Annotated in this window: 24 protein-coding genes and 2 pseudogenes; 7 read left to right on the top strand and 19 right to left on the bottom strand. The window is 36.3% G+C overall.

Annotated features, from left to right (window positions below; all coding sequences use genetic code 11):
• Nucleotides 1–74 precede the first annotated feature (74 nt).
• The 3 genes from J1899_RS05755 to J1899_RS05745 all read right to left on the bottom strand — a co-directional run bounded on the left by J1899_RS05755 (nt 75) and on the right by J1899_RS05745 (nt 3,214).
• Nucleotides 75–1,343, bottom strand: coding sequence for an MFS transporter (locus J1899_RS05755; RefSeq protein ID WP_214478017.1), 1,269 nt, complete (start codon nt 1,341–1,343; stop codon nt 75–77).
• 21 nt (nt 1,344–1,364) lie between these two features.
• A complete protein-coding gene (locus tag J1899_RS05750; RefSeq protein WP_214478016.1) occupies nt 1,365–2,021 on the bottom strand; it encodes an ArsR/SmtB family transcription factor in 657 nt (218 codons plus the stop codon).
• 323 nt (nt 2,022–2,344) lie between these two features.
• Entirely contained in the window at nt 2,345–3,214 is an 870-nt protein-coding gene (locus J1899_RS05745) for a LysR family transcriptional regulator (protein WP_214478015.1), read from the bottom strand.
• Between the two features lie 121 nt (nt 3,215–3,335).
• On the opposite strand from J1899_RS05745, the gene J1899_RS05740 reads away from it, so the two are divergent.
• The gene (locus tag J1899_RS05740; RefSeq protein WP_214478014.1) at nt 3,336–3,875 is read left to right on the top strand and encodes a prolyl-tRNA synthetase associated domain-containing protein; all 540 of its coding nucleotides are present in this window, start codon (nt 3,336–3,338) and stop codon (nt 3,873–3,875) included.
• Nucleotides 3,876–4,072: 197 nt separating this feature from the next.
• On the top strand, nt 4,073–4,915 hold the full coding sequence (locus J1899_RS05735; RefSeq protein WP_246586691.1) for a DMT family transporter: 843 nt from the start codon (nt 4,073–4,075) through the stop codon (nt 4,913–4,915).
• A gap of 618 nt (nt 4,916–5,533) precedes the next feature.
• Here the strand turns inward: J1899_RS05735 and J1899_RS05730 are convergent.
• The 3 genes and pseudogenes from J1899_RS05730 to J1899_RS05720 form a co-directional block, all read right to left on the bottom strand.
• Nucleotides 5,534–6,829 (bottom strand): annotated as a pseudogene (locus J1899_RS05730) (IS110 family RNA-guided transposase).
• A 220-nt stretch (nt 6,830–7,049) separates the two neighbouring features.
• Entirely contained in the window at nt 7,050–7,412 is a 363-nt protein-coding gene (locus tag J1899_RS05725; protein ID WP_214478013.1) for a hypothetical protein, read from the bottom strand.
• Between the two features lie 232 nt (nt 7,413–7,644).
• Nucleotides 7,645–9,099, bottom strand: coding sequence for a DHA2 family efflux MFS transporter permease subunit (locus J1899_RS05720; RefSeq protein ID WP_214478012.1), 1,455 nt, complete (start codon nt 9,097–9,099; stop codon nt 7,645–7,647).
• 167 nt (nt 9,100–9,266) lie between these two features.
• Here J1899_RS05720 and J1899_RS05715 point away from each other — a divergent pair, with 167 nt between their 5' ends.
• Entirely contained in the window at nt 9,267–9,806 is a 540-nt protein-coding gene (locus J1899_RS05715) for a TetR/AcrR family transcriptional regulator (protein WP_214478011.1), read from the top strand.
• Between the two features lie 222 nt (nt 9,807–10,028).
• On the opposite strand, the gene J1899_RS05710 is transcribed toward J1899_RS05715, so the two are convergent.
• Nucleotides 10,029–10,541 carry an AAA family ATPase gene (locus J1899_RS05710; protein ID WP_214478010.1) on the bottom strand — a complete coding sequence of 171 codons (513 nt, stop codon included), beginning with the start codon at nt 10,539–10,541 and terminating at the stop codon, nt 10,029–10,031.
• Between the two features lie 293 nt (nt 10,542–10,834).
• Here J1899_RS05710 and J1899_RS05705 point away from each other — a divergent pair, with 293 nt between their 5' ends.
• Nucleotides 10,835–11,881, top strand: coding sequence for an NADH:flavin oxidoreductase/NADH oxidase (locus J1899_RS05705; protein ID WP_214478009.1), 1,047 nt, complete (start codon nt 10,835–10,837; stop codon nt 11,879–11,881).
• Between the two features lie 47 nt (nt 11,882–11,928).
• Entirely contained in the window at nt 11,929–12,342 is a 414-nt protein-coding gene (locus tag J1899_RS05700; protein ID WP_214478008.1) for a MarR family winged helix-turn-helix transcriptional regulator, read from the top strand.
• A 331-nt stretch (nt 12,343–12,673) separates the two neighbouring features.
• Here J1899_RS05700 and J1899_RS05695 read toward each other — a convergent pair whose 3' ends face one another.
• The 4 genes from J1899_RS05695 to J1899_RS05680 form a co-directional block, all read right to left on the bottom strand.
• A complete protein-coding gene (locus J1899_RS05695) occupies nt 12,674–14,287 on the bottom strand; it encodes a PhnE/PtxC family ABC transporter permease (protein WP_214478007.1) in 1,614 nt (537 codons plus the stop codon).
• On the bottom strand, nt 14,280–15,035 hold the full coding sequence (locus J1899_RS05690; protein ID WP_214478006.1) for a phosphonate ABC transporter ATP-binding protein: 756 nt from the start codon (nt 15,033–15,035) through the stop codon (nt 14,280–14,282). The genes J1899_RS05695 and J1899_RS05690 overlap by 8 nt, the downstream gene beginning before the upstream one ends.
• Nucleotides 15,036–15,047: 12 nt before the next feature.
• Nucleotides 15,048–15,932: a putative selenate ABC transporter substrate-binding protein gene (locus J1899_RS05685; protein ID WP_214478005.1), complete on the bottom strand. Its 885-nt coding sequence runs from the start codon at nt 15,930–15,932 to the stop codon at nt 15,048–15,050.
• Between the two features lie 837 nt (nt 15,933–16,769).
• Nucleotides 16,770–17,246 (bottom strand): CarD family transcriptional regulator, encoded by a 477-nt coding sequence (locus tag J1899_RS05680; RefSeq protein ID WP_214478004.1) that lies wholly within the window; start codon nt 17,244–17,246, stop codon nt 16,770–16,772.
• A 476-nt stretch (nt 17,247–17,722) separates the two neighbouring features.
• On the opposite strand from J1899_RS05680, the gene J1899_RS05675 reads away from it, so the two are divergent.
• Complete coding sequence (locus J1899_RS05675) at nt 17,723–18,505, top strand: DUF3231 family protein (RefSeq protein WP_214478003.1); 783 nt, start codon at nt 17,723–17,725, stop codon at nt 18,503–18,505.
• Here the strand turns inward: J1899_RS05675 and J1899_RS05670 are convergent.
• From J1899_RS05670 to J1899_RS22600, 4 genes are read right to left on the bottom strand one after another with little or no spacing between them, the layout of a single operon-like run.
• The gene (locus tag J1899_RS05670) at nt 18,495–18,731 is read right to left on the bottom strand and encodes a DUF5348 domain-containing protein (protein ID WP_214477230.1); all 237 of its coding nucleotides are present in this window, start codon (nt 18,729–18,731) and stop codon (nt 18,495–18,497) included. The genes J1899_RS05675 and J1899_RS05670 overlap by 11 nt on opposite strands.
• Complete coding sequence (locus tag J1899_RS05665) at nt 18,728–19,528, bottom strand: ExeA family protein (RefSeq protein ID WP_214477231.1); 801 nt, start codon at nt 19,526–19,528, stop codon at nt 18,728–18,730. Before J1899_RS05665 ends, J1899_RS05670 begins: the two co-directional genes overlap by 4 nt.
• A complete protein-coding gene (locus J1899_RS05660; protein ID WP_214477233.1) occupies nt 19,521–20,876 on the bottom strand; it encodes a DDE-type integrase/transposase/recombinase in 1,356 nt (451 codons plus the stop codon). The genes J1899_RS05665 and J1899_RS05660 overlap by 8 nt, the downstream gene beginning before the upstream one ends.
• A gap of 45 nt (nt 20,877–20,921) precedes the next feature.
• On the bottom strand, nt 20,922–21,452 hold the full coding sequence (locus J1899_RS22600) for a DUF6431 domain-containing protein (protein WP_281420604.1): 531 nt from the start codon (nt 21,450–21,452) through the stop codon (nt 20,922–20,924).
• A gap of 216 nt (nt 21,453–21,668) precedes the next feature.
• On the opposite strand from J1899_RS22600, the pseudogene J1899_RS05655 reads away from it, so the two are divergent.
• Nucleotides 21,669–22,043 (top strand): annotated as a pseudogene (locus J1899_RS05655) (DUF3231 family protein); the annotation flags it as partial.
• Nucleotides 22,044–22,516: 473 nt separating this feature from the next.
• On the opposite strand, the gene J1899_RS05650 reads toward J1899_RS05655, so the two are convergent.
• The 4 genes from J1899_RS05650 to J1899_RS05635 form a co-directional block, all read right to left on the bottom strand.
• Complete coding sequence (locus J1899_RS05650; RefSeq protein ID WP_214478002.1) at nt 22,517–23,014, bottom strand: hypothetical protein; 498 nt, start codon at nt 23,012–23,014, stop codon at nt 22,517–22,519.
• Between the two features lie 366 nt (nt 23,015–23,380).
• Entirely contained in the window at nt 23,381–23,581 is a 201-nt protein-coding gene (locus J1899_RS05645; RefSeq protein WP_066448645.1) for a cold-shock protein, read from the bottom strand.
• A gap of 266 nt (nt 23,582–23,847) precedes the next feature.
• On the bottom strand, nt 23,848–24,333 hold the full coding sequence (locus J1899_RS05640; RefSeq protein WP_214478001.1) for a GNAT family N-acetyltransferase: 486 nt from the start codon (nt 24,331–24,333) through the stop codon (nt 23,848–23,850).
• 198 nt (nt 24,334–24,531) lie between these two features.
• Nucleotides 24,532–25,038 (bottom strand): DNA topology modulation protein, encoded by a 507-nt coding sequence (locus J1899_RS05635; protein WP_214478000.1) that lies wholly within the window; start codon nt 25,036–25,038, stop codon nt 24,532–24,534.
• Nucleotides 25,039–25,074 lie beyond the last annotated feature (36 nt).

The following is a 25,074-nucleotide window of genomic DNA, read 5'->3' as shown; positions in this document are numbered from 1 at the left end:
AGTTGTCATCCCAATCGATCAATAAAATTCAATAGCATTTGTATTTTATTAAACTTATTTAAATTCCCCTGATTTTAAGCAACTATTTCCTTCTTTGACCATACTACTACTGGTATCAATATTAGAGATAATATACCTCCAACAAAAGATAATATTGTATAACTTGAACCGGCAACGACCATACCTGAAAGAGCTCCTCCAGATGCACCTGCTAGAGCAATTAATACATCTACTTTCCCCTGAGTTTTAGCTCTGGTTGAGGTTTCTGTGGAATCTACAATTAACGCAGTACCACTAATTAAGCCAAAATTCCATCCTAACCCTAGTAAGGAAAGAGCAACTGTTAAAAGAAACATCGAATCACCTGGGGCCAATGCTCCTAATAAGCCTGCAAGGAGTAACGTTACTCCTGAAGCTATTGCCATTGGAATGCGTCCGATTTTATCCACTAGAATGCCTGTAAATAATGAAGGAAAATACATAAACCCTATATGAAATCCTATCACAAGGCCAATTTGTCCAAGATCATGGCCATGATGCCCCATATGTACAGGTGTCATGGTCATGATCGCAACCATTACGATCTGTGTAAGAACCATAATAGTTGCACCAACCATAATACCTTTTCTATTTTCTGCTTGTTCCTCAACTGTATAGTCAGTTTGCTTACCATGTTCCAAGTTAACATTTATTGATTTTGCTATAATTAATGGATCTGGACGAAGTAAAATGAAAAATACAAGACCTGCTAATATGTATGCTGCAGCAGATAATATAAATGGCCCTGATAAAGAGGGAAGTTCGAGAGAAACAGCAAAATCACCCATAACATTCACTAAGTTAGGTCCGGCAACTGCTCCAAATGTTGTGAAGACCATGGAAAAACTAACGGCCGTTGCGCGTTGTTTCGTGTTGGCTAAGTCTGTACCTGCATATCGCGCTTGCAGGTTAGTAGCTGTGCCGGCACCATATATTAGTAAGGAAGCAAATAATAAGATTATACTATTTAATAATGATGCTATTATTACACCTATAGCTCCAATTCCACCAATCATAAAACCAGCAGTAAGGCCAATTCGTCGTCCATAAGTTTGAGAAAGTCTTCCTACTAATAAAGCAGCTCCTGCAGAACCTAGTGTAAATAAAGCGGAAGGAAGTCCAGAAAAGGCATCAGTACCAAGCATTTGTTGTGCGATTAGAGCACCAACCGTTATACCTGCAGCTAATCCTGCTCCACCAAAAATTTGTGAGATACTAACTATTAATAACGTACGTTTATATAACCTTTTCCTCGTTTCCTGTGAATTTATATCAGTTTTTAGCTGATATGTCTCATCAGACATTCATTACACCTTCATTCCATATTATTTAGAGTCAGCAAACTGATTCCACTCATTTACATCTTTATCTAATCGAAAAGCATTGTATCCATGAGAATTTAATAGCTGCACTGCTTCAACAGCCATAAGGCAATAGCAACCACGGCAATAAGCAACTACTTCACAGTTTTTTGGTAATGATGCCAGTTTTTCAGCTAATTCTTTAATAGGCATAGAAACTGCTCCTGGAATATGAGATTCATTAAATTCTTCTATTGGTCTTACATCAATAAGGATTGCTTCTCCGCTTTCCATCTTTTCTTTCAGTTCTTCTAATGAAACACCATTAACATCCAAGTGACTATTCATGAATTCTTGTTTTATTTTTTGCACCTCAACTAACTGATTTTCAGAAAGTGTACGTAATGAATTTAAAAATTCTATTACCCCTACATCAACGAGTTCATAAATAACGTAATTACCTTTCTTCTTAGACTTCACTAGCTTTGAATTAGATAATGTTTGTAAATGTTGTGAAACATTTGCCACACTCATGGTTGTAGCTATCGTTAATGCTTCAACAGTCTTAGGACCATGAGATAATAGATCTAACAGTTCAATTCTTTTTGGACTAGAAATACTTTTCCCGATTCTTGCGAACTCCTGATACAACAAATCCTTTAGATTTCTCTCATTGTACATATCTATTCTCCTCTCAATTAAACTATTCAAGAGTTTTATTGAATAGTTTAATGGTAATGCTTTTTAGGAATCATGACAATATTTAATTTATTTATTATCTATCGACATAAATACAAAAAACCTGCAAATGACTGCAAGTTTTGGATATAAATCTTAATGCTATCAAAACCTTTGTGAATAAGTGTAATTAAATTATACTGCCCCTTTAACGACATAAAAAAAGGCTTCCCTTTTCCTTAAGGAAAGCACCCGATAGTTTAAGTACATTCTTTCACAAAGTTAGCACAAATAATTAATTCATCATTTTTATCCACCATACATGTTTACTCTCTGTTTCTATACGTTAAATATTCTAAAAATTTCTTGGACGCAAGAGAAAGAGATTTTTGCTCCCTTGTAGCTATACCAATATTTCTATAAGCAGGAATTTCTAGCTCTTTCGCTACGATTTTATGAGGAATACGCTTCAGTATCAATTCGGGTAATATACTAATTCCCAAACCGTTTTCCACCATAGACATAATTGCATAATCATCCCATGTTGTAAAATTTACTTGCGGTGAAATATGATGTGTCTCAAATATCTCAGACATTTCTGCTTTTGCTCCCTTCTCCAATAGCATAAACGGACTATTCAGTAATTCCTTGATTGGAAACTTATCGCAATTAGCAAGAGGATGATCTTGTGGAATCACTACCAGCAAACGGTCTTGTTCTAAAAAGGTTGTTTCTAGTTCTGCTTTTGACGGTAGTCGCACAAAGCCGAAATCAACTCGCCCAGTTAGAATCCAATTTTCAATTTCAGTATAATCACCAAGCAGAAGTTCAAAATCAATTTTGGGGTAATCCTTCTTAAAAGTTCTAATAATGTTAGGGAGCCAGTGGGTCGCTACGCTAGAAAAGGTCCCAATACGAATCATTCCAGACTCCATATTATGTAGGTCCTCGATTTGCGTCATTAAGATTTCATATTCATTACAAATTCGTTTTAATTGGGGCAGTAACTTTAAACCATCCGTGGTTAAATTGATACCTGTCCGTCCTCTTTCGAATAAGAAAACTCCCCATTCCTTTTCTAAATCGTTAATCATACGGCTAATTCCAGATTGTGTATAGTCCAATACTTCGGCAGCTTTTGTAAAGCTGCCAAATTCTACAGCTTTTATAAATGCCTTATATTTTTGGATATTCATATCTCTTACCACACCCATCTGTTTTTGTCATATATATAATGAGAAACATTCGTTTTTGTAATACATGTCAGTATGATAAATTATTACTATTAATTATTCAAGTTTGGAAAGGGAGTTAACGATGTTTTTTGTAAGTGAAATTATGGAAAAGGCACCAAACAACTTTGTGTCCGCTTTACAAGAAATGGTCTACGAATCATTGACAAAGTTACAGATTCCATTTAAACGAGTGAAAACAGAGGAAGCAATTACTATGGCGGACTGTATTGAGATCAATCAAAAATTGGATATGAAAATGGTAAAAACGCTGTTTCTCTGCAATAGTAAAAAGACAGAATTTTATTTATATATAACTACCGCAGATAAACCATTTAAAGCAAAGAATTTCAGTAATGCACTCAGCATTTCACGTGTATCTTTTGCGCCTGCAGAGCTGATGGAAGAAATACTGGGAGCGAAAATCGGTGCTGCTACTGTATTTGGTGTATTAATGGACAAAGAAAATCTTGTGCAGGTAGTTTTTGATAAGGATGTTCTTCTCGAAGAGTGGTACGGATGTAGCGACGGAACAACAACTGGATATATGAAAGTCAAAACAGAGCTAATTCTCAACAACTTCCTAACCTATGCCAAGCACATTCCAACAGTTATCGAAATGTAAATATTTAGGTGTAATATGGTGATATTACTTTGTTAAAAACAGTTAGTATTTTACTCCTTATAAGCTGTTACAAGGAGTAAAATTAACAAGTTAAAAGGAGTGAATTCTGTGAATCAAAAGCGATTATTACTAAATTATGGTTTATTATTTTTGGTCACAGCTATTTGGGGACTTAATATGGTATAATTAAAGTCTTGGTGGAAGAATTACCTCCACAAACCATGACGGCATTTCGAATTATGATGGCTGGGTTTACTGCATTAATCATAATTATTTTTGCAAAATCATTTCGTCGTTTGTCAAAAAGGGAATGGGTTTATACACTACTCGGAATGTTATTTAGTGTCGTTCTGCATCACTCTCTTATAGCAGTGGGTTTAACAATGATTGATGCTTCGACCGCTTCTTTGATTCTTTCGTTAGTACCGCTTACAACAGCAATACTTGCCGTTCTCTTTTTAGGTGAACAATTGACAAAATTTCGAATTATAGGTTTTATCCTTGCATTATCTGGTGTGTTTTTTATACAAGGTGGTTCATTCAGTGATATACAATTGTCTAAAGGAGAATTAATTTTATTTATTGCTATGTTCGTCCAAGCCATTAGTTTTATTTTTGTAAAAAAGGCAACAGCAACTCTCGATTCTAAACAGGTGACTGCAATCATGTATTTATTAGGTTCAATCGGCTTGTTGATTATTAGTTTTATGGCTGAACCTAAAGGCATTAATGAAATGACTTCAGCCCCTTTATTTATTTACTTTTTATTTATTGTATCAGGGGTAGTGGCAACAGGTTTGGGGTATGTAGTTTTTAATGCTGCGATTCAGCAAATAGGAGCAGGGAAAACAGCAATATTTAATAACTTTGTTCCTTTTTTTGGTCTTGTATTCTCCGCACTTTTCTTAAATGAAACCATTACAGCTTCACAAACGGTTGGATTTATGTTTATTGTAGCAGGAGTTCTATTTGGGACAGGTTATATTGAAAAACTACGGGTGACGAAGCATAAACGGATTAAATCACAAAAAAGTGTATAGGTAAATATACACTTTTTCTTGTAATAACAATCAATGTTCTGCCTCTTATACTAACCTCCCCCTTTAGCACCATAAGAAAAGGCTTCCCATTTATATAAGGAAAGCACCCGTTAGTGAAAAATTATTTTTTCCTTATGTAGCGATATAGTAGGAAAACTAGACGATAATCTGATATGAAAAGTTCCATATTACCCCTTTTTACAGTAACCTCCCTCAATAAACAAACACTTATCTCTTAATTACGCAGTTTTTCACCGTATTGTTATCTAACTTGTTTTACTTTACAAATTTGATTAGAGAGAAAAGTACACTATCAAGCTGTTTACGAAGAAAATGAGCGCAAGAAACTAGCCAACCTTCGGTTAATTTCCAAAAGTTGGATAAACAGGTATGTACGCACCAATGGATGTCCACATTTCTTATGGGGGTCTACCCTCCCAAGTCTCACAGAGTCTACGCTCCTACATTCCTTCGTTCAACCTTTCCATAAGGTGGATGTCGGTCATGCTGCCCCACAGGATCTAAGTCCTTACGTTAGTTGCGTTGCCAACTAATCCCATGCTGATTTTGTCTGTTCATCTTTTCAAATCTATTGGTTAAGAGTTAGTTTAATAGTGATTAAGCTGCTATTGGTTCTTGGATAAATGCATGCATATGGGGGATATCCTTCAACATCTTCTCCTCTTGAAACACAAACTGTTTCTTACCAATAGAGAAGAGTATACGGATGAGCTTATTACACAAAGCAATTAAAGACTGCATCTTTTTCAACGGATTGTCAGGTCTCGTTGTGTAGTAATGATGGAGGACTTTAAAGGCTTTGTTCTTGGCTACTAGAATCATAGATGCCCGGAACAATAATGCTCGTAATTTCTTTCGACCACGTTTGGTTATCCTGGTTCTCCCTTTATGCTTACCTGATGTATTTTCCTTTAAGCTAAGTCCAGCCAGTTTAGTTATCTGGCGAGGATGATTGTATTCACTCAAATCGCCTACTTCAGCGAAGAAACCCGCCACTGTATCGCGGCCAATTCCTGTTATTTCTAACATTTGATCAACGCCTGGAATATCTTGAAGTAGTGTATCCAGAGTTTGGTCAAGCTCTTCGAACTTTTTTTGAATGAGTTCATACTTTTGGATTAACGTTCTTAACTCCATTTTAGCCATCATGGCACCCTGACGGATGCCAATTGAGCGATTGGCTGCTTCTTTTAAGGCACGAATCTTCTTAATCCCTATACTGCGTTTCACTGCTTGCCTAAGGTATTCTAGTAATTCTTCTTCTGTATATCTCACCAGTTCTTCCGGTAATGCTTCAAGCTTTAATAAATGAAGAGCTGCCTTCCCTTCCCAACTTTTAAAGACAGTAAAGAACTCTGGAAAATATCGATCAATCCAGTTGTGTACCTGTCCTTGCACTATTTGTAAGTCTACATTTAATAGATCACGTAATTTCTTAGCCACACGCAGTTCTGCGAAAACTCCTTGTGGTATCGTTGGTTCGGAGTATCTACCATCTTTGACTAATTGTGCAATGACTTTTGCGTCTTTAACATCATTTTTAGTTGGAGAATTATCGTCTAGTTCCTTACTGTGCTTGACGTGTAAGGGGTTGACCGTGACGAACTTAATCTGTTCATCCTTTAAAATATGAGCTAAATTAAGCCAATAATGGCCTGTTGGCTCCATTCCAGTAATGACAGACTCCATTTCGTATGAATCTTTTATTTGATTAATTCAATTAATAAAGGTCCTAATTCCTTCTTGAGTATTATCAAAAAAGCAAGTAGAACCTAGCTCTATTCCACGATAATCCTGTGCTCTAGCTACATGATGATGTTTGGCAATATCAATACCAATGATTAAGGTTTTTGGTGTAATTTGAGCTATTTTATGATTTTGGTTATAATTCATTTGGAGACCTCCGAGTAGATATTTTGTCCCTTTTAGCTAGCCGGCTTAGGACACATTTATCTTATCAAGAGGTCTTTTTTCTATCAAATCTCATTTTCACTTATTACAGGAATGCTGCCCCATTTGTAATATAAAAAAGCTGCCTGATTAGCAGCTGATCTTAAACATAAGCACCGTAGTTTAAGTGTAATCCCTTACATATTATTTCTTATAAATCGTTCTATCTAACTCTAACAATACCTAGAAATTCTTGTGCTTTCAATGGTAGTGAATATATAAGATCTGGATTATTAATTATTTTTAATTTAATTCCTTGTACTGTCAGATAAGGCAGAATCTTTTCCTTTACTTCGTTTTCAAATATTATGAGAAAATTTGCATCTAAACAATTTTCAATATTTATGGATAAAAGTGTTTTACCATTAACCTCCACGTTTAATCTCCAATTTGTATCCCAATGTTTGTATGAAACCTTAATTGGTTTTTCCGCAATTTCTTTAAAAATGAAGCCATAGTTAATGTAATAGTTGCAATATATCTTGTTTGTTAATTCAACGCCTATGTAACCTTTTCCTTCTTGCACTAAACTGCACAGTTGCTACATAAAGAAAAGCTGCCTAATTTGGCAGCTGAACTATACCTAAGCCCTTTACCTTTCATAAAATTGTGAATAAAGACCAAATATAATTGAAATGAATAATTTAAACCAAATAACAGGGATAGCATTAATCATAAAAAGAGAACATTTTATTATATATGGACACTCTTGGCTTAAGTATATAAAAAAGCCAATACAAACAGTATCGGCTTAGTTCTTATGCCCGTTGTTTAACTTCTCTTTTAAACTGTTTCTTAGCCTTTAATTTAGATGGAACAAACAGTGTTAATACGAGTGCAATTATGGCTAAGATTGTCATAAAGTAATATGAATCACTTGTTCCTAAAACAGAGGCAAGTGTACGTATTCCCTCAATCGCAGTATTTGGTGTTTCCTTTAGTAATGTTTCAACGTGATTTGTTGTTTGAGCTGTAAAAATTGTAATTACCACAGCAGTACCAATTGCACCAGCCATTTGGCGTAAAGTATTATTTACTGCTGTTCCGTGTGTTACAAGCTCTCTAGGTAAAGAATTTAAACTAGCTGTATTCAATGGCATTGTGATAAAACTCAATCCCACACGCAGGAATATAGTTCTTATCATCAAGAAAACATAGGTAGTTGTTTCTGTTAAATCTGTTACAACCCACATAGATGGAATAATGAAAATCAAACCAATGATAAATAACGGTTTTGCTCCAAATCTATCATACAATTTTCCTGTGACAGGAGACATAAAGGCATTCACAACAGCACCTGGTAATAATAACAAACCAGCATCGAAAGCAGTAAACCCTCTTCCATTTTGCAAATACATAGGTAGTAATACCATATCTGCGTACATCATCATTGTAATAATGATATTGATTATGGATGTTAAAGTAAATATTTTATTTTTAAAAACGGATAAGTTAAGCAATGGAACAGGAGATTTAAGTTGTTTTAGACAGAATATTAATATAGAAACTATTCCCACAATAATAGTTACTAATACAAGGTTATCATCCCATCCACGGCTTCCCGCATTACTGAAACCATATAAAATAAGACCAAAACCAATTGTTGATAAACTCACACTTACTACATCTAATTTTATTTTTTCTGTTTCTGAAACATTAATTAAATATTTCATTGCTAGAACAATAATTATGACAGTGAATGGAATCATTCCAATAAATAACCAACGCCATGAATAATAATCGATAATAAAACCTGCTAATGTTGGGGCAATTGCTGGAGCAAAAATGATTGCTAGCCCAATAAAGCCCATCATGCTTCCTCTTTTTTCTGGCGGAAAAATAAACATAACTACGCTCATTAGCAGTGGCATAATGATTCCTGCTCCAATTGCTTGAATCATACGTCCAGTTAATAATACCGAGAAGTTTGGTGCTATTGCACACACGATTGAACCAATTAGTAGAAACCACATGGAACTTAAAAATAATTGGCGTGTAGAGAAACGTTTCATTAAGTACGCCGTAATAGGTACTAATACACCGTTAACTAACATAAAACCCGTAGCTAGCCACTGTACAGTTGTAGCCGATATTGAGAATACGTCCATTAGATTACTAAATGCAACATTTAGTAGTGTTTGATTTAGAGTCGATAAAAAACATCCCAAAATTAATACGGTTAATAATACTTTTTTATTTATTGATTTTGACATATAAAGTTCCTTTCTTTAGGTTGTTTTATGGACACAATGTCAATAAAATAGATAATACCATGTATTGTTTTCAATGCCTATTTACACTTTTTTTAGATGTGTAAACTATGCAACACTTTTTAAAATAGTGGAGATGAACTTCGAATTAATAGATAAAGGAGAGAAAAATGGTAGGACAAAAAAAAGAAGACCCTCGTGCCATTCGCTCTAAGCGAATGATTAAAAAAGCAGTAGTGGACATATTAATTGAAAACCCTGATATTTCAAAACTAACCGTTCAAAAGATAACCAATCGAGCTGAGCTAAATCGAGCAACTTTTTATTTGCATTTCTTGGATATTGATGATTTATTAAAGCAACTTGTCTATGATATTTTTGGTGACTTATCGATTGAAATGTCACCCGTTTTACAAATTGACGACATACACAATCATGAACAATTAATTACATTTTTAGATTATTTCTATAAGCATCGAAAAATTCTATCTGTTCTATTTGAACACCCAGGATTCAAAAAAAAATTACATATGATTTTGAATGAATCGATAGTAATAGAAAAGGAGAGAAGAGATAATCATACTTCGGTAACTCTATCAATAGATATTCTGGCAGCTTCAATCCTTGGTATAATCATGTGGTGGATAAAAGATGGGGTTGATTTCAGCTCTGAATATATAGCTAATCAAATTATTGAATTATATCGATAATCATTTAGTAGCTATTCATACTCAACTATAGAAAAAGTCTTAACTAAAAAAAAGTTTGTTGCGATTGTAAATAAATGCAACAAACTTTTTATTTATATAATAAGCTGAATTTATCATAGATTTACTATAAACAATCAGACTCTTATTGAGTTACCTTGCCCCGTTAGTCACATAAGAAAAGCTGTCTGAATTGGCAGTTGATCTTGTTTATAAACACCACATTCAATTAAATAAGTTTGCAAATTCACTATTCCTTTTTAAAATTGTTAATTTGTCTTTATAAGGGCTAAGTATATCAATTATTTCTGGCTTACTATGATATTCAAATACAGTGTTGTAGCTATATAAATCTTTTAAAATTTTTAATGTTGGTTTATAGTTCGCTCGCTCAATACCCATTTTTTGCTTAAGGAATCTATTAATTATCCTAAATCTTCTTGTAGATAAATTAATATCCAAGAATAAAATTAAATCAGCTTTTTGGAAGCATGGGGATACCCATTTATGATGTACCCCTTCAATGATCCAGTTTTTTGAGGTTAGTATTGAACATAAATATTCATCTCTTTCTTGTTCAGTTCGTTTAACATCTCCAGTATTTAACCTTTTCCAAACTATATTATCCAATTCATAATATGGAATGTCTAACTGAACAGACAAAGCTTTGGCTAAGGTTGTTTTTCCACTACCGATCGAGCCAATAATATGTATCCTTTCTGGAATAGACTTTTCCAATTAAATCACTCTCACTTATTAATTTAATTTTTTTTTACTATTATACAAATGCTAGCTAAATTCCTTCTTATTGCTGCAATAACCCAGCCTTCATCACAACTTGAAAACATCAACGTAGCCAACACTTCTTTAAACTCGGCACAATAGTTAAGTAAAAAGTTATACTTCCTATCTACCAACTAAATTTTACAGATATATGTTTTTATAATTTATTCAGATTGCATCTGATAAGTAAATCTGTTATTTTAAATACATGCATGTGCATGCATCTAAAATAACAGGAGGTTTTATTTATGAAAACAATTGGAACGCCTTTTGAAATGAAAGGCTTAACACTGAAAAACCGAACTGTGATGGCACCAATGTGTCAATACTCTGTGGTTAAAGAAGATGGCATACCAAATGATTGGCACTATGTTCATTATGTATCCAGAGCCGTAGGTGGTACTGGATTAATCATTATGGAGATGACGAGTGTAACACCTGAAGGGAGAATAACGAATCAGGATTTAGGTTTGTGGAATGATAACCAGATTCCCGCATATCAGCGTATTGTAACTGACGTTCACAAATATGGAGCAAAAATTGGCATTCAAATTGCACACGCCGGCAGAAAGGCTGAAGATGCCTTGCAGCCAGTTGGACCTTCTAACCTCGGAGTTGAGGCACTTCCAGAGGAAACGAAAAATGGATCATTGAAGCAGCCACGTTCACTAACGATCAAAGAGATTCAGGAAATAATCAAGCAATTCAAAGAAGCTGCTAGAAGAGCCGTTACGGCAGGCTTTGATACAATTGAGCTACATGGTGCGCATGGTTATTTACTACATCAATTTATGTCGCCAAGTATTAATAATCGCACAGATGAATATGGTCAAGATCTCTCCAAATTTGGCGTAGAAGTGATTCGTTCAGTGAAATCAGTCATGCCAGAAGACATGCCTCTAATCTTAAGAATATCGGCTATTGAATATATTGATGGTGGTTACGGATTAGATCATTCCTTACAGATAGCTGAGCAATTTAAAAAAGCTGGTGTTGATATATTCCATGTTTCATCTGGCGGCGAAGGTATACCAGGTTCATTAAAGCCAGGCAATTATCCTGGCTATCAAGTGCCTATGGCAAGAGCTTTCAAAGAAAAATTTGGACTTCCCGTTATCGCAGTAGGCATGCTAAGTACTCCTCAAGTAGCAGAGGCTGCTTTATCCAATGGAGACGCCGATTTAGTGGCTGTGGCAAGAGGTATGCTGAATGATCCCTATTGGAGTTTACATGCAATCAAAGAAATCACACGCAAAGTTACACCTCCATTTCAATATGCCCGAAGCATTCAATAATGATAATATGTTACACTAGGATCAGTAATGATTGAAAGGCGATGGCAATGAATACTTCAGATGAATTAATCCAGACTTGGATAAATTTTTCAAAATTTCATAATCGAATTACACGCGCTCTTGATCAAGTGCTTCAACAAAAATACCAGCTTGGATTAAATGAATTCTATTTTTTAATATTTTTAAATGAAGCACAAGAAAATAAGTTACGTTTATCAGAGCTTCAAAAGATGGTAGGTCTAAGTCAAAGCGCACTGTCTCGTTTAGTATCAAGACTAGAGCAACATCATTTACAAGTAGTGGAGAGAGCGAGCTTTGATCAAGACAAACGCAGTGTTTATGCAGTACTGACACCGAGTGGCGGACAATATATTGTGGAGATCATGAAGGAAATAAATATCGTTTTAGAACAATCACTTTCTACTAAAGATATTTTTAATTTAAAATTATTTGTAGAATAACCTTTATAAAAGGCATATCAAGTTCCCCTAAACGGACCTTTTGATATGCCTTTTCTATTAATTTTAGTACCCCTTATTAAACAAATCTGCTCTAATTGTAATAAAAGAAAATCCCTTAATGGCATATAATTTCCAGTATTAATTTTATTATAAAATGCAACAGATCACCTTTTAAATTCCATGTAACCAATCCCCTTCTAAAAGTTAAGGAAATTCTAGCACCCTTTCAATGGAACAACTGCGTATACAAATAACAAAAAAAGCGGCCGCTTCCCAACTCGATGTTGAAAAAAGACCGCTTGTTTTCAGTAAGTACGGCTGTATAAAAATATTACTTTACCGCCTTACGTGCTCCTTCAGAAAATGCGTCCGCGATGAATACAAGCACAATATAGCATAATAGCAGTTGTGTGATGCTTGAATAATGAAAAAAGCTCATACTCATTTTAAATTGCTGGCCAAGCCCTCCTGCACCAACAAATCCAACGACAATGGTCGTACGCATGATCACTTCCCAGCGATACAGAATATATGAAAGGAATTTAGGCAAAACAGCCGGAAGGATTCCATAGAATAATAACTGGTATTTTCGTGCGCCGGCAACAGCCAGATTTTTTATCGGCCGTTCATCACTATCCTCAATCGTTTCTGCGCACAGCTTGCCCAGAATACCAAAGTTGTGCAGTGCAAGCGCTAAGGCGCCTGGAAGAATGCCAGGCTTAAATACAAAGATAATCATCATTGCCCAAATCAGCTCTGGGATGGCTCTGCTAAAAATATAAATGACCCGAATAATGCCATACAGCAAATGACTATACCAATTTTTTTGAAGTATTAACGATCCATCGGCTATATTCCGTGCTGCAGGCAGGACGGTGATTATCATTAAAATCGCCGATATTCCAATTGCCATAATGCTCATCTTCAGTGTTTCCCAGGTGAGCCGCAGAGTCTCCATCCATGCTTGTCCACTTAAAAATGCTGGTTCTTCCTCCCCTAATCCCGCTAATCCCCTGAAAAATTCTTTCACATACAGGAGATTCTCTGAAGAAAATAATGACAGAAAATCAGCTTTCTGAACAAAAATAATATAAATCCATGAACCTGATAAAAGGGCAGCTGGGATAAGAAACTTAAACCACGGTTTGGCTGCAGAAGCTGTATCAGAATGACGTATGTATCTGCTCCAGAGGTCTATTAATAGAACCATGGCGATTAAACAATATAGAAAAGTCCACACTTCATTGTACGCCAAGTCATCTAAAGAAAGCTGTATCTGATAGCCGATTCCCCCTAGCCCAACAAAACTCATAATGGCTGAAGATCTAATAGCACATTCAAAACGATACATCACATAGCTGAGAATACCTGCTCGGACCTGCGGCAAATATCCATACAGAAGGGTTTGCCATTTGCTTGCACCAGCCAATTTTAAACTCTCAATGGGTTCTTTTGGCACATCGGCAAGCAGGTCGGCAAAAATTCTTCCCAAAATGCCTGCGTAAGGAAGTGCTAACGCGAGGATAGCAGCATATGGTGATAACCCAAAGGATGCAACAAAAAGCCATGCCCACACGAGTTCATGAATCGCTCGCATAAAACTCAAAATTCCTCTAAAAAAGCTGGAAGACATTACTTTCCCAGCCTTTGTTTCAGATAGTACCCCAGAAGCAAAAATACCGAGGAAAAAAGCTAAAATCAATGCCAGTGACATACCTGCCACTGCATACACCACAGTAATGACAATTGATTCCAGCGCTATAGCAAGTATTTCTCCTGATAGATCCGGCATAAAAAGAGCAGATAATATCTCTATTAGGGTATCCATGCCGCTTCCGTGTACAAGATCACTGCTCCATGTGACTGAAGAAAGCGACCATAAAAAGATTCCAATTAGGAGAAGCGTCAAAAATAAGCGTTTATGAGCATCATAAATTTTAGCCATTCTGCTCTTCCTCAATTGCATATAATTCGGACAGCCGATCCTTCGTAATGTCATTGCTTTTTAAATCAAAATAAATCTTTCCGTCTTTCAAAGCGATAACCCTTGAAAAATAGGTTAAAGCGTAATCAACAGAATGGAGACTGGCGATCAATGTTTGATTGCCCTCTGCAGCAAGCTGTGTCAGCATTTGCAATAGATCCTCAGATCGTGCGGGGTCAAGGGAAGCGACAGGCTCATCTGCTAGAATAATAGCTGGATTTTGCAGAAGCAAGCGGGCCATTGCCACCCGCTGCTGTTCTCCGCCAGAGAGCAGTCCCGTTTTCGTATATAGTTTGTCTGCAAGCCCAACTTTTTTTAAGGCTTGTATGGCTACCTGTTTTTCCTGGGGGAAAACTAGTGACAGCAGTGATTTTAGCAAGCCCCAGTCTGAAAGCCTTCCTGCCAGCACATTATGAAGGACAGGCAGCTCGTTAACTAAATCAAATTGCTGCCGAATCATACCAATTGTTTTAGCACGTTGCTTCGGGTCTTTCATATTGCGTACATTTTGACCCATAAGAGCAATTTCTCCTTCACTCGGAACAGTCAGTGCGGCTAAACTATTAAGGAATGTCGTCTTGCCTGCTCCGCTAGGACCTATTAAAGCGATTTGTTCACCGCTTTTTATAGAAAGAGAGATGGAGGAAAGGGCATGTTTATGCCCAAATGCCACCGTCATATTTGTAACATCAATGCTGCTGTCATTCATCTATTTCACCTGCTACTTAATAATGCCAAGCTGTTTGGCTACTTCTTCAATATCTTTATAATTGTCATTTTGTGTTTCGATAAAAGAATCAGTTTGGAACAGGTCTAGATAATCTGCTTGTCCGCTGCCCATGTTTAAAATTGCTTCTTTCACCTTATCCTTTGTTCCATCTCCGAAAGTGTCATCAACCGTATTAATTGTCCAGTTGTAATCATAGTATTCTGGTGTTGTATAAAAAGCTTTAACTTTTGAAGGATCAACTTTTTCATCACTTACTGCACTTTCCCATACAGCCTCACTTAGAACACCAGCGGTAAAAGCACCTGATTCTACAAGCTTATAGGTTTTATCATGTGATCCAGAATAGTTAGGCACTCCATCAAAATCTTCCTCTGGAGTAATGCCTGCTTCCATTAAAAAGTGTCTTGGCATTAAATGACCAGAAGTTGAACTTTCACTCCCGAAAGTAAATGATGCTCCCTCTAAATCTTCTAAGCTTTCTATTCCAGCATCACTCTGAGCAATAAAGACAGAGGTAAATTCCTCATCCCGGGGACGCTGTGCAATTGCTTCAGCTTCTGGAACTAAATTACGCGCTTGAACACCTGTCAAACCGCCAAACCATGCTAATTGAATTTCTCCGCGATCAAACGCAGTAACAAGAGCAGAATAATCGACTGAAGGAACATATTCAACCTTTAACCCCGTCTCCTCAGCTATGTAATCTGCAATTCCATCCATACTCCTGCTTAATTCAGCCGCATCCTGATCTGGAATTGCACCGATTTTAAATGTTTCCTGTTCTTGTGTTTCACTGTTATCAGAACTGTCGTCTTGTCCACAAGCTGTAATAAGCAGCAAAAGCAATATAATAAATCCAATCTTAAAAGCCTTCATTTGAAAACCCCCTATTATAAACTTGAAACAACTAGTAATTATACTCCTCTTGTCGACTGTTGTCATAAAAGATTCTACGATCGATGCTGAATTGAATTTTATTCATAGAGTGATCAGAGATGAGTTAGTGAGCAAAATCGAATCGAAATTGAAATGTAGTTACCTGTGAAAGATTTATAGCAGGATTGATTTTATTCTTCGAGAATTTTCTCACTGAAACGATGCTAACTGTCATAAGGAAGCATAAACGGCATTCTGGGGAATTAGCTTTGAAATTAAGGGTAGTTAAGTTCTTTTATTGTCTCCTTATAACATAGAAAATCCATTTTGAAGTCAAAATGGATTTTCTTTAAATAAATATATTCAACTGGTACACAAGTTCGTTTAAGAATAAAAAAAAACTTCGACGTACTATGTCAAATTTACTTGTATATTTCCCCACCATTTTTGTAGTTGGCCATATGGTCTCTTTTACGGTTCAATGGATCAGTAGATGTAAAAATTCTTAAAGATAGAGGTGAGATTGATTGTTTTCACTTCTAGAGATAATGACTTAATTAATATATTGAAAACCTAAAACAATGAAAGCCCTACCTCTCTTTCATCCTTACGGCTCCTAGTCCGTGCCAGTGTGAATCAGGAATGCAAAAACCAAGTGACTATTTAATCGAGTTATATGATGAAACTTCAAGAGTTTATAAAAGAAATTGAAAAAATGAATAGATTATAGAAATAACAAAAGAGGTAATTCTCTATAGGGTGAGGTGGTGAAGGGAATGTCTTTGAAAAGATTTACTTTTATTAATAACCATAAAGGAATTTTCGGTTAAATTACCCTTAACAGAAACTATTTATTTGATTGTCAGTAATCCCTTTAATTAATCGCAGTTCACTAATCAAATATCCATGCGCGTTATCTAACATCTTCTTTTCGCTTGAATTAAGTGCTTTCTCTTTCTTCATACGCATTAAATCACGTACAACTTCAGAACATTCTTGTATTTTACCGGTTTTTATTTTGTCCGTGTTCATTTTAAACCTTTGTTTCCACGGCATTAATTGATCGGATTCTCCATGATGAAAACTGTTTATGATGTTATTTAATTCCATTATGTCAGTAACAGGGCGGACACTAGAACTCACTATTTTACCTGCAGGAATCATAACTTGCATATTCCCGATAAACATATTTATCACATAATACTGTTGTTTCTTCCCTGATATTTCTTTTTCTTCTATGGCTTCAATGATACCTGCTCCGTGCATTGGATAAACAATGTTATCGCCAATTTCAAACAAATAATCCACCTCCATATATTGTAACCTTCTTAACCTTAACACACATTATAATTTTTATCAAATTTTAATAATATCATAAAATTATTTTTACTGTCAACTACTTTTTTGATAAAAATCAAAGAAAAGCAATAACAATAGGAAGTCTGTATAATTTCGAATAAAAGGAATATTAGTTTTCCCGCGTATCTAAGTGGTTTCCTTCTAATTATTAAAGTAATCATAACGTGAGCTTGACCGGATAAAACAGCGGGTTCCACTCTGTTCCTTATAGAATTCATTCCTTATATTAATCTCCCCCATCTTTTACCAAACCTTAGATGCTTCATACCTTTTCTATAGTTGAATATCTTTTTTCTTATAACACCACAATTTGATACTAGACTGTTTAAAAAACATTGAGAATTGTTGTAAAGATGAATAATGTCTTATGTTAAATAACATCCTAAAAATATGGAAAAGGTTTGGACGATATCAAGGAGGACAAGGTTAGAATGACAAATACAAATAAGGATGAAAAGGTACTGACAGAACATAAGATTCCGCTAACTGCTTCAGAAATGGGGTTTCTTTGGACGCAATATATAAATGATAGCTTAGCTATTTGTGTCATGAAGTATTTTAAAAGCATATGTGAAGATAAAGAAATTCTTCCCTTAATAGAAAATTCATTAACTATAGCAGAAAAAGACATCGATATTATTACAGAAATTTTCACTAAAGAAAATCATCCTATACCAATTGGCTTTACTGACAAAGATGTTAATGTGAATGCACCAAGATTATTTTCTGACACATTTATCCTTATGTATATACAAAAATTGGAGATAATTGCAATGGCGGGCATTGGAATCGCAATTGGTGTATCAGCACGTTCTGATGTAAGTAACTTTTTTAGAAATTTACTTATTTCCGTTTCTGAATTACACGATAAGGCAAGAGAAGTTATGTTATCGAAAGGTGTATATGTCCGATCAGCGCAAATCCCTAGTCCTGATAAGGTTGATTTTATAGATAAGCAAGGGTTTCTTTTTGATTTTTTAGGTTCTCATAAACGTCCATTAACAACCATTGAAATCACGCATCTTTTTATCAATATTCAAACAAATGCAATGGGTAAAGCAATGATGATGGCATTTGCACAGGTTTGTAATAATGAAGTGTTAATGCCACTCCATAATATCCAAAAATTGACGTTATTAATTGTCCAGAAACTGACGAATTCATTGTCCAAACAAAAGGGGAAGCAATTGCTTCCCACAGTTTTCACAAATTAACCTGATACGTTTCATTCTTCTTCAGATAGAACCTAACATCATTTCGTCCGGTAAGAATATACCAGTCTCTGCCCAGTTCCAATAGGCAGGAAAGTATTTTTCCATTTCCCAAATGGAGATCAAACCAATCTCCACTGCGCATCTTATAACCTACTTGATCTCCCCAAAGGATAAACCAACAATCCAGCTCTTCATTGTAGCTCATTTGTTTCCAGCGGCTCTTCATGATAGTTCTCCTTGGATCACTTGTTTTATCATATGATCATCTATGATTCTACGACCATTTTGCGAGCCGTATAGAAGACTATGTGTACATAGTTTATTAATAAGCCTTGCGGCTCCACCAGAGAACCGGTGTACTTCATCAAGCGACCCGTCAGAAAAAATAGGTTGATCAACGCCGGCATAACGAAGATGTCTAGAAACATATTCCGCCACTTGAGCTCGGTCAAGATGTCCTAACTGGAATTGGATATCAATTCTTTGCCGTATGGCTGCGTATGATTGGAGTCGCAGTCGATCCCATAGTTCACTTTGACCAACAAGAATGAGCGCCATCGGACTTTGTGAATCCATTCTGAAGTTTAATAAAAAACGAACTTCTTCTAGCATCTCGCGGTCTAATAGATGAGCTTCATCAACCACAACCACTGGCTGGAGTCCTCGAATTCCTTTCATCAGTTCAATTTCCTTATGAAGCTGCCGTTTCGCATCACCACGATAAAACTTCGCTTCAGAGCCCAATTGTTCCAACAACCCTTTATAAAAATGACGCGGTGTTAATTTGGAGTCGGAAAGATACAAGACATGAAATTTTCTTTTGTCTAATCGATCCACAAATTTACGGATGGTCGTTGTTTTTCCAGTTCCACTATCTCCACTTAGGACGGCAAAAAGCTGTCGATCAGCTGCGTACTTCAACCGTCCAAGAATTTCTTGCATCATGGTGGATTCATAAAGTTGATCAGTTGGCAGATCTCTGGCGAAAGGTGTATGGTCCATTTCATAGAACGCTTCAAACATGGGATTCATCCTCCTTCCAGATGGCGCGGAAGGTGACGGCAGGTTTCTGGTCTATTTGGCGTTCCAGATTTTTTCGTTCAGCTGCCTTTAATAGCCTTGAAGAGTCAGCACTCTGCGCCTGCAGGTGCCCAGGCAACTCCGAACGTCTACCAGCCATCTCCCCAATGACAAGCTTCTTCGCTTTCCAAGGTGTGTAGTCTTCAAATTCGATGGTAAGCTCTTCGATATTCAGAGGATCATAGACAACATCTACTTTTCGTCCCATGAAAGCCAAGCCAACCTCGTATTTTTGATCCATGAAACTAATGCATCCAGATTTATCCACTTTCCTTGTTTCACAGTGAAGAAATGCATGGCTTAACGTTTCTTGATCGATAAAGCGAATCGCCTTTCTGTCCGATCGAAATGCCGTTTCCGGGCTCATTTTCTTTTCAAATGCGGAATGAGGCTTATTTTGATAGCACTCTGTCAGCCATACTTGAAAAAGTTCATTTAGGCGATCTAACGTATTGGGTTTTTCAATAACAGCCTCACTGATAAATGAATCTATGACCCTATTAAACCTTTCGATTTTCCCCTTTGATTCGGCTGCATAGGGCTTCGTATACAGAAGGCGAGTGCCTATTTTAGAACAGGTGCGGGCCATCCACTTGGTGCGATATTGCTTTCCGTTATCAAAATAAACAGCTTCCGGAACCCCATATTTTTGGATGGCCTGCCGGAAGGCATCTTCAATGATCCTTGAATCGAGTGTTGGATAGAAGCCTGCATGCACAACCAATCTGGTTGCATCGTCGATAAAAGCAACCAGATAAACCTGCTTCTTAACTCCGTTTGAACCAATAGGCAAATAAGGGCCGTATTTGATATCTGATTGCCAAAGTTGGTTTCGATGCCGTTTCTGAAACCTTCTGGCAGCTACTCCAGATTGCGTATAGAGACGCATTTGCCTTGTACTGTATCCTTTTTCGGTCAATTTCTCTTGAAGCGTAGACCTCTTGATTTGACCTGGTTCAGCTAAGCCTTCCCATTCGAGGATCTGAATGATCTGTGCCACACTGCGGCTTGGCACTTCCTTTCGGAGAAGGATGGCCTGTTCCAATAGATGAGAAGGGATGGCTACTGACTTCCGAGAAACCGTCCTCCCTTGTGGCTTCAATCCTCCAAATCCATCTTCGCGAAATTGAGCCAGATATCTCCTAATAGTTCTTTCTGAGAGACCGCTGGCCTTCACGATCTGGTCTTTTAACTCCTTTGCTTTCCCCGCATCAAGCCCTTCTGCCAATAAAGGGGAGATCAGCTGAAAACGCTGCACGGCCAACTCTTCTGATTTCCTTTGATTCCTCATGAATACACTCTCCTTTCAGTGTCTATCATGAGTGTAAATCAGAGGTTATTGGACAATGAATGTAGAACGGGTATGTATCCAAAAATTAATATTTACGATGGGCCGGACAATTCTTGTCAGCCATCCATTCGCATCTCCTGCCAAGCGCCCTAATCTCTGAAGTGCAGTCCCTGAACTTTCGGACGAGAAATTCAGGGGGATGTTTCCTTGATTGGTTCTGATCATGATGGAAGTTAAACAGCCAACCCAGTAATCGACAAATTCTTGAAGCCAGCTATGCCACCTCGAAAGAGTGGAATTATCGGCTGGAACAGTGTGAGTGGATGGGTTCGAAAGAACATTTTCAATGCATTCAGCTTCATAGCGTTTATAAGGGACCAACAAATCAGGTAGTTCATGATGGATAGCACGGCAGTTTGTGCACCTGAGCCTCCGAATGTTATAAATCTTCCCCTGTCCCGAATGATCTATTGCCTTTCGATTCTTAGTTCCTATAACCAACATGTCTTTCCCGCAACACGGAGAAGGAATCCTCCCTGCACCCCTAACTAAAAACTCCAGTAAGAGTATTTTCAATCAGCTGATAATCTGATACAATAATCATATACTTTTTTGTGGGACGTCTCCTGTATAACTGTTGGCGCAGTTATACGTAATGGGAGGCGTCTTTTCCTTTCTCCAGAATGATAAATGTCGAAATGTTTCGAATTATATACGGACATTATAATCGACAAATCCTGGACAGGCAATATCGTCAACTTTCGGTAATTTAAGGGTGTCAAAAACAATGAAGATATTAGGCAATTCTTTGTAGAAGGTAAGGGGATTTCTAATAAACACATGAAGAAATTCAGTTCAACTTTAACTAACGAAGATATTCCCGCACCAATTAGTTGGGATTCTCACGTAACAGATAGTACGGTATCCCCTTTTTCCGATAAATTAATGATGTTTCATACAACTACATTAATTGCTGTAGGAATAGGAAATTACGGTACAGCTGCAGGGACTTGCCAACGAATGGATCTTAATGCTACATATACAAGACTTTCTGCAGAAATTGCTTTGTTTGCTGAAGATGGGGCAAACCTAATGATTAAACACGCATTTCTAGAAGAACCGCCAAAGGCAATCGACCATAATGCACTTATCAAAAAAAAGAAGTAGCATCCTGCAGGTAACATTTCACTAATACAATTACCAGTTCATTATTACAGGAATGCTGCCCCTATTTACTAATAAGAAGCTGGGACAAAACAAAATTAATCTTTCTAAAATACGAATATTCAATATCTTGGTTTGGGCATTTAAACAAATCCGTTCCACTGCGCTTGGGATCCTCGCTTTCCGTGGGGAGGAAGCTCCTGCGGGGTCTCACCCTTTCTTTCCTCTATTGCCCACAGGAGTCGAGGGGCCTCCGCTCCATTTCACTCATGTTAATAAAACATATTTTATAATCATAAAAAAACCGAATGATTGGAAAGATGACTTCCTAAGCATTCGGTTCTATGAGAGTGTTAAATACTTATGTCTCAGGCTCTTGTTTCTTATAAGCACGCGTTAACTAAAAAGACGTATTCATTTAGTAAAAGAACACTTAAAAATTTTCACCAAGCAAACTCTACAAAGAATCTCATAGGTTAGATAGACAGATTTTCAGCTTTAAATATAGATCGGTATGCTTCAAGTTCTTCTTGTTTATCTGTAATATCCTTAATTAGGAGTTTAAATTTTTCCGGATCATATTCAAGCATTAACCTTCCATTCAATTGATAAAACTCTATCCATGTATTGTTAAACATCTTACTATCATCATTGTTAACGGTTGATAAAAACAACATACTTTGAACATGATGGTTTAATAATGGTAAATTCGATGAATATATTTCTCTTTCTTCTTTAGTTAATGTCTCAATATCCAAAGAACGCACAAGTTCTACCTGTGCATCAACAGATTTTAGAAACCATTCATAAGCCATTGGCTCCCCATCAACTACCTTTTCCTTAATATCTTTAAATTCTAAAAAATTGATAAAAAGTTTTAAAGTAATAAGGATAAAAACAATTATTATCCCAATAAGTATTTTGGAACTAAAATTATTAATCCTTTGACCATCTACACCTTTGAACAGCTGCACTATTAACTCCCTCCAAATATCAATTACTTATCTATCACCCTCTTTGAGAGTAAAATTTGTCTATAAAAAGCCGCCTTATTTGGCAGCTGATCTTGAACAAGAATACTACTAGAAAAATTGAGTCATTCTTAAATATCAACTTAGCACACATTCTTACGTTATCCAATAAGAGTTGGGGCTTTTGAAAGTTTTTCCAGTTGGCACATTTAGTCATTCATCCACTCTTTTAATAATTAGAGCTTGCTTAATTATGTGATACGCGTTGATTACTATTTAATTTTATTTGTTTAGATGTGCCCTTTTAGGACTCCTTGTTTTACATAAAAAAAAACAGACTCTATAAAGAGTCTGTTTTTTTTCTTGTTATTAAGCTTTTTGCACGTTTGCTGCTTGAGCTCCACGTTGACCTTGCTCAACATCAAAAGTAACTGTTTGACCTTCGTCTAAAGATTTGAACCCTTCGCCTTGAATCGCTGAGAAGTGAACGAATACATCTTCTCCACCTTCACGCTCGATGAATCCGAAACCTTTTTCTGCGTTAAACCATTTTACTTTACCTTGTTCCATGTTTGTTTCCTCCTGCTGTGTGCCTTGCACACAATATGGTACTATCCTTGCACTCAGTGATCATCAAGACGAAAAGCTAAAATTACTATCCTTTACACCGAACAAAAATAACTCTACTAAAGTTTAACACGTTCTATAAACACTTGCAAGGAACTATATAATAAAACATATTTGCTGCTCTAAAATTTCGCGCTTGAGCTTAGATTTTTTATTGATCTTTTCAAGCAACAAACCGGTTTGTTTATGAAGGTTTTCGCTGGGTTTAGTTAGGATGTTCTGATACAATAAATGGCTTGCTCCGCTCCAAATCTGCTAGTTGTTCTTTCTAATTCCATCCCTAATTTCTCCAAGAGTCTACAAGAGGAAGTATTAGCGGTTTGTGTTTCTGCAACTATTTTTGGAAGCTTTAATTCATGTAAAGCAAAAGTAATAATCACTTGAACCACTTCAGTTGCATAACCTGCTCCCCACCAGTGTGGTAATAACTGATATGAAATTTCCAGGTAATCGCCATCGTGATGAGGGTCAAGAGAAATCAAACCAATAAATTCATCTGTGTGTTTTTCTCTGACAACCCAATAAAAAGAGTTATCACTTGAATTAAGCATTTCGTCTAATCCAGCTTCAATAGCATCGTCCTGGCGTATGCCACCAAGATATTTTCTTACTTCCTTATTAGCAAATATTTTTTTCACATCAACAAAATCCGATTCTTGCAGGCTTCTAATCAAACATCTTTCTGTTTCAAACAAATAAATTCATCTCCTGACATGATTATGAAAACTGAGATTATTATGTAAAATATTCTTTTAAGAATCCTTATTTCCTTTAAGTTCTAAGTGATCAAGTTATCCTTCTCGAGCTACCCTGACCCGATAATAAAATGAAAGAAGCTGCCATTGGGAGCTCTAATGCTATAAATTCAATCTATAATAAATAAAAGGAAAAAATCATTCAACTTTTTTTAAAAACTTTTTAACTTCTCTGGGTGATTTTAAAATGATCACTCGTTGATCTTTAGACATTTGATTGAGTCTCTTTAAAATTTCTGGCCTTTTCGTTTTGGGATAATTCCATATCCATTGTAAAAAGTCTAAGTCAAATCTTTCTTTGCAGCCCTCACCCATATCAGGTCTTGTTTTGTTTCGATACTTTAATAATCTTTTAAAAGCACGGTAAACACAGATTGTTCGATGAATATCGAGAAAAATAATTGTATCTGCTGCATTAAGTCTAATCTCCATTGTGCCACCATAATTCCCGTCAATAATCCATTCTTCTTTTTCCACTAGCTTATTTTGAATATTTCTTTGAACATCCTTTGGAACACCTACCCAATTTGGCTTCCAAAATAAAGTATCCAGATGATAAACTTCTATTTTAAGCTCTTCACCTAATTGCCTTGCTAATGTGGACTTGCCTGCTCCCCCTGAGCCTATAAGGACAATCTTTTTCATATTCATATGCTCCCCCTTTATTTAACAATCGTTTCC

Origin of the sequence: Cytobacillus gottheilii, from assembly GCF_018582665.1 — a bacterium.
Taxonomy (GTDB): domain Bacteria; phylum Bacillota; class Bacilli; order Bacillales; family Cytobacillaceae; genus Cytobacillus; species Cytobacillus gottheilii.
Note: the sequence above shows the minus strand (reverse complement) of the source record. Positions and strands in the feature narration are given on the sequence as shown.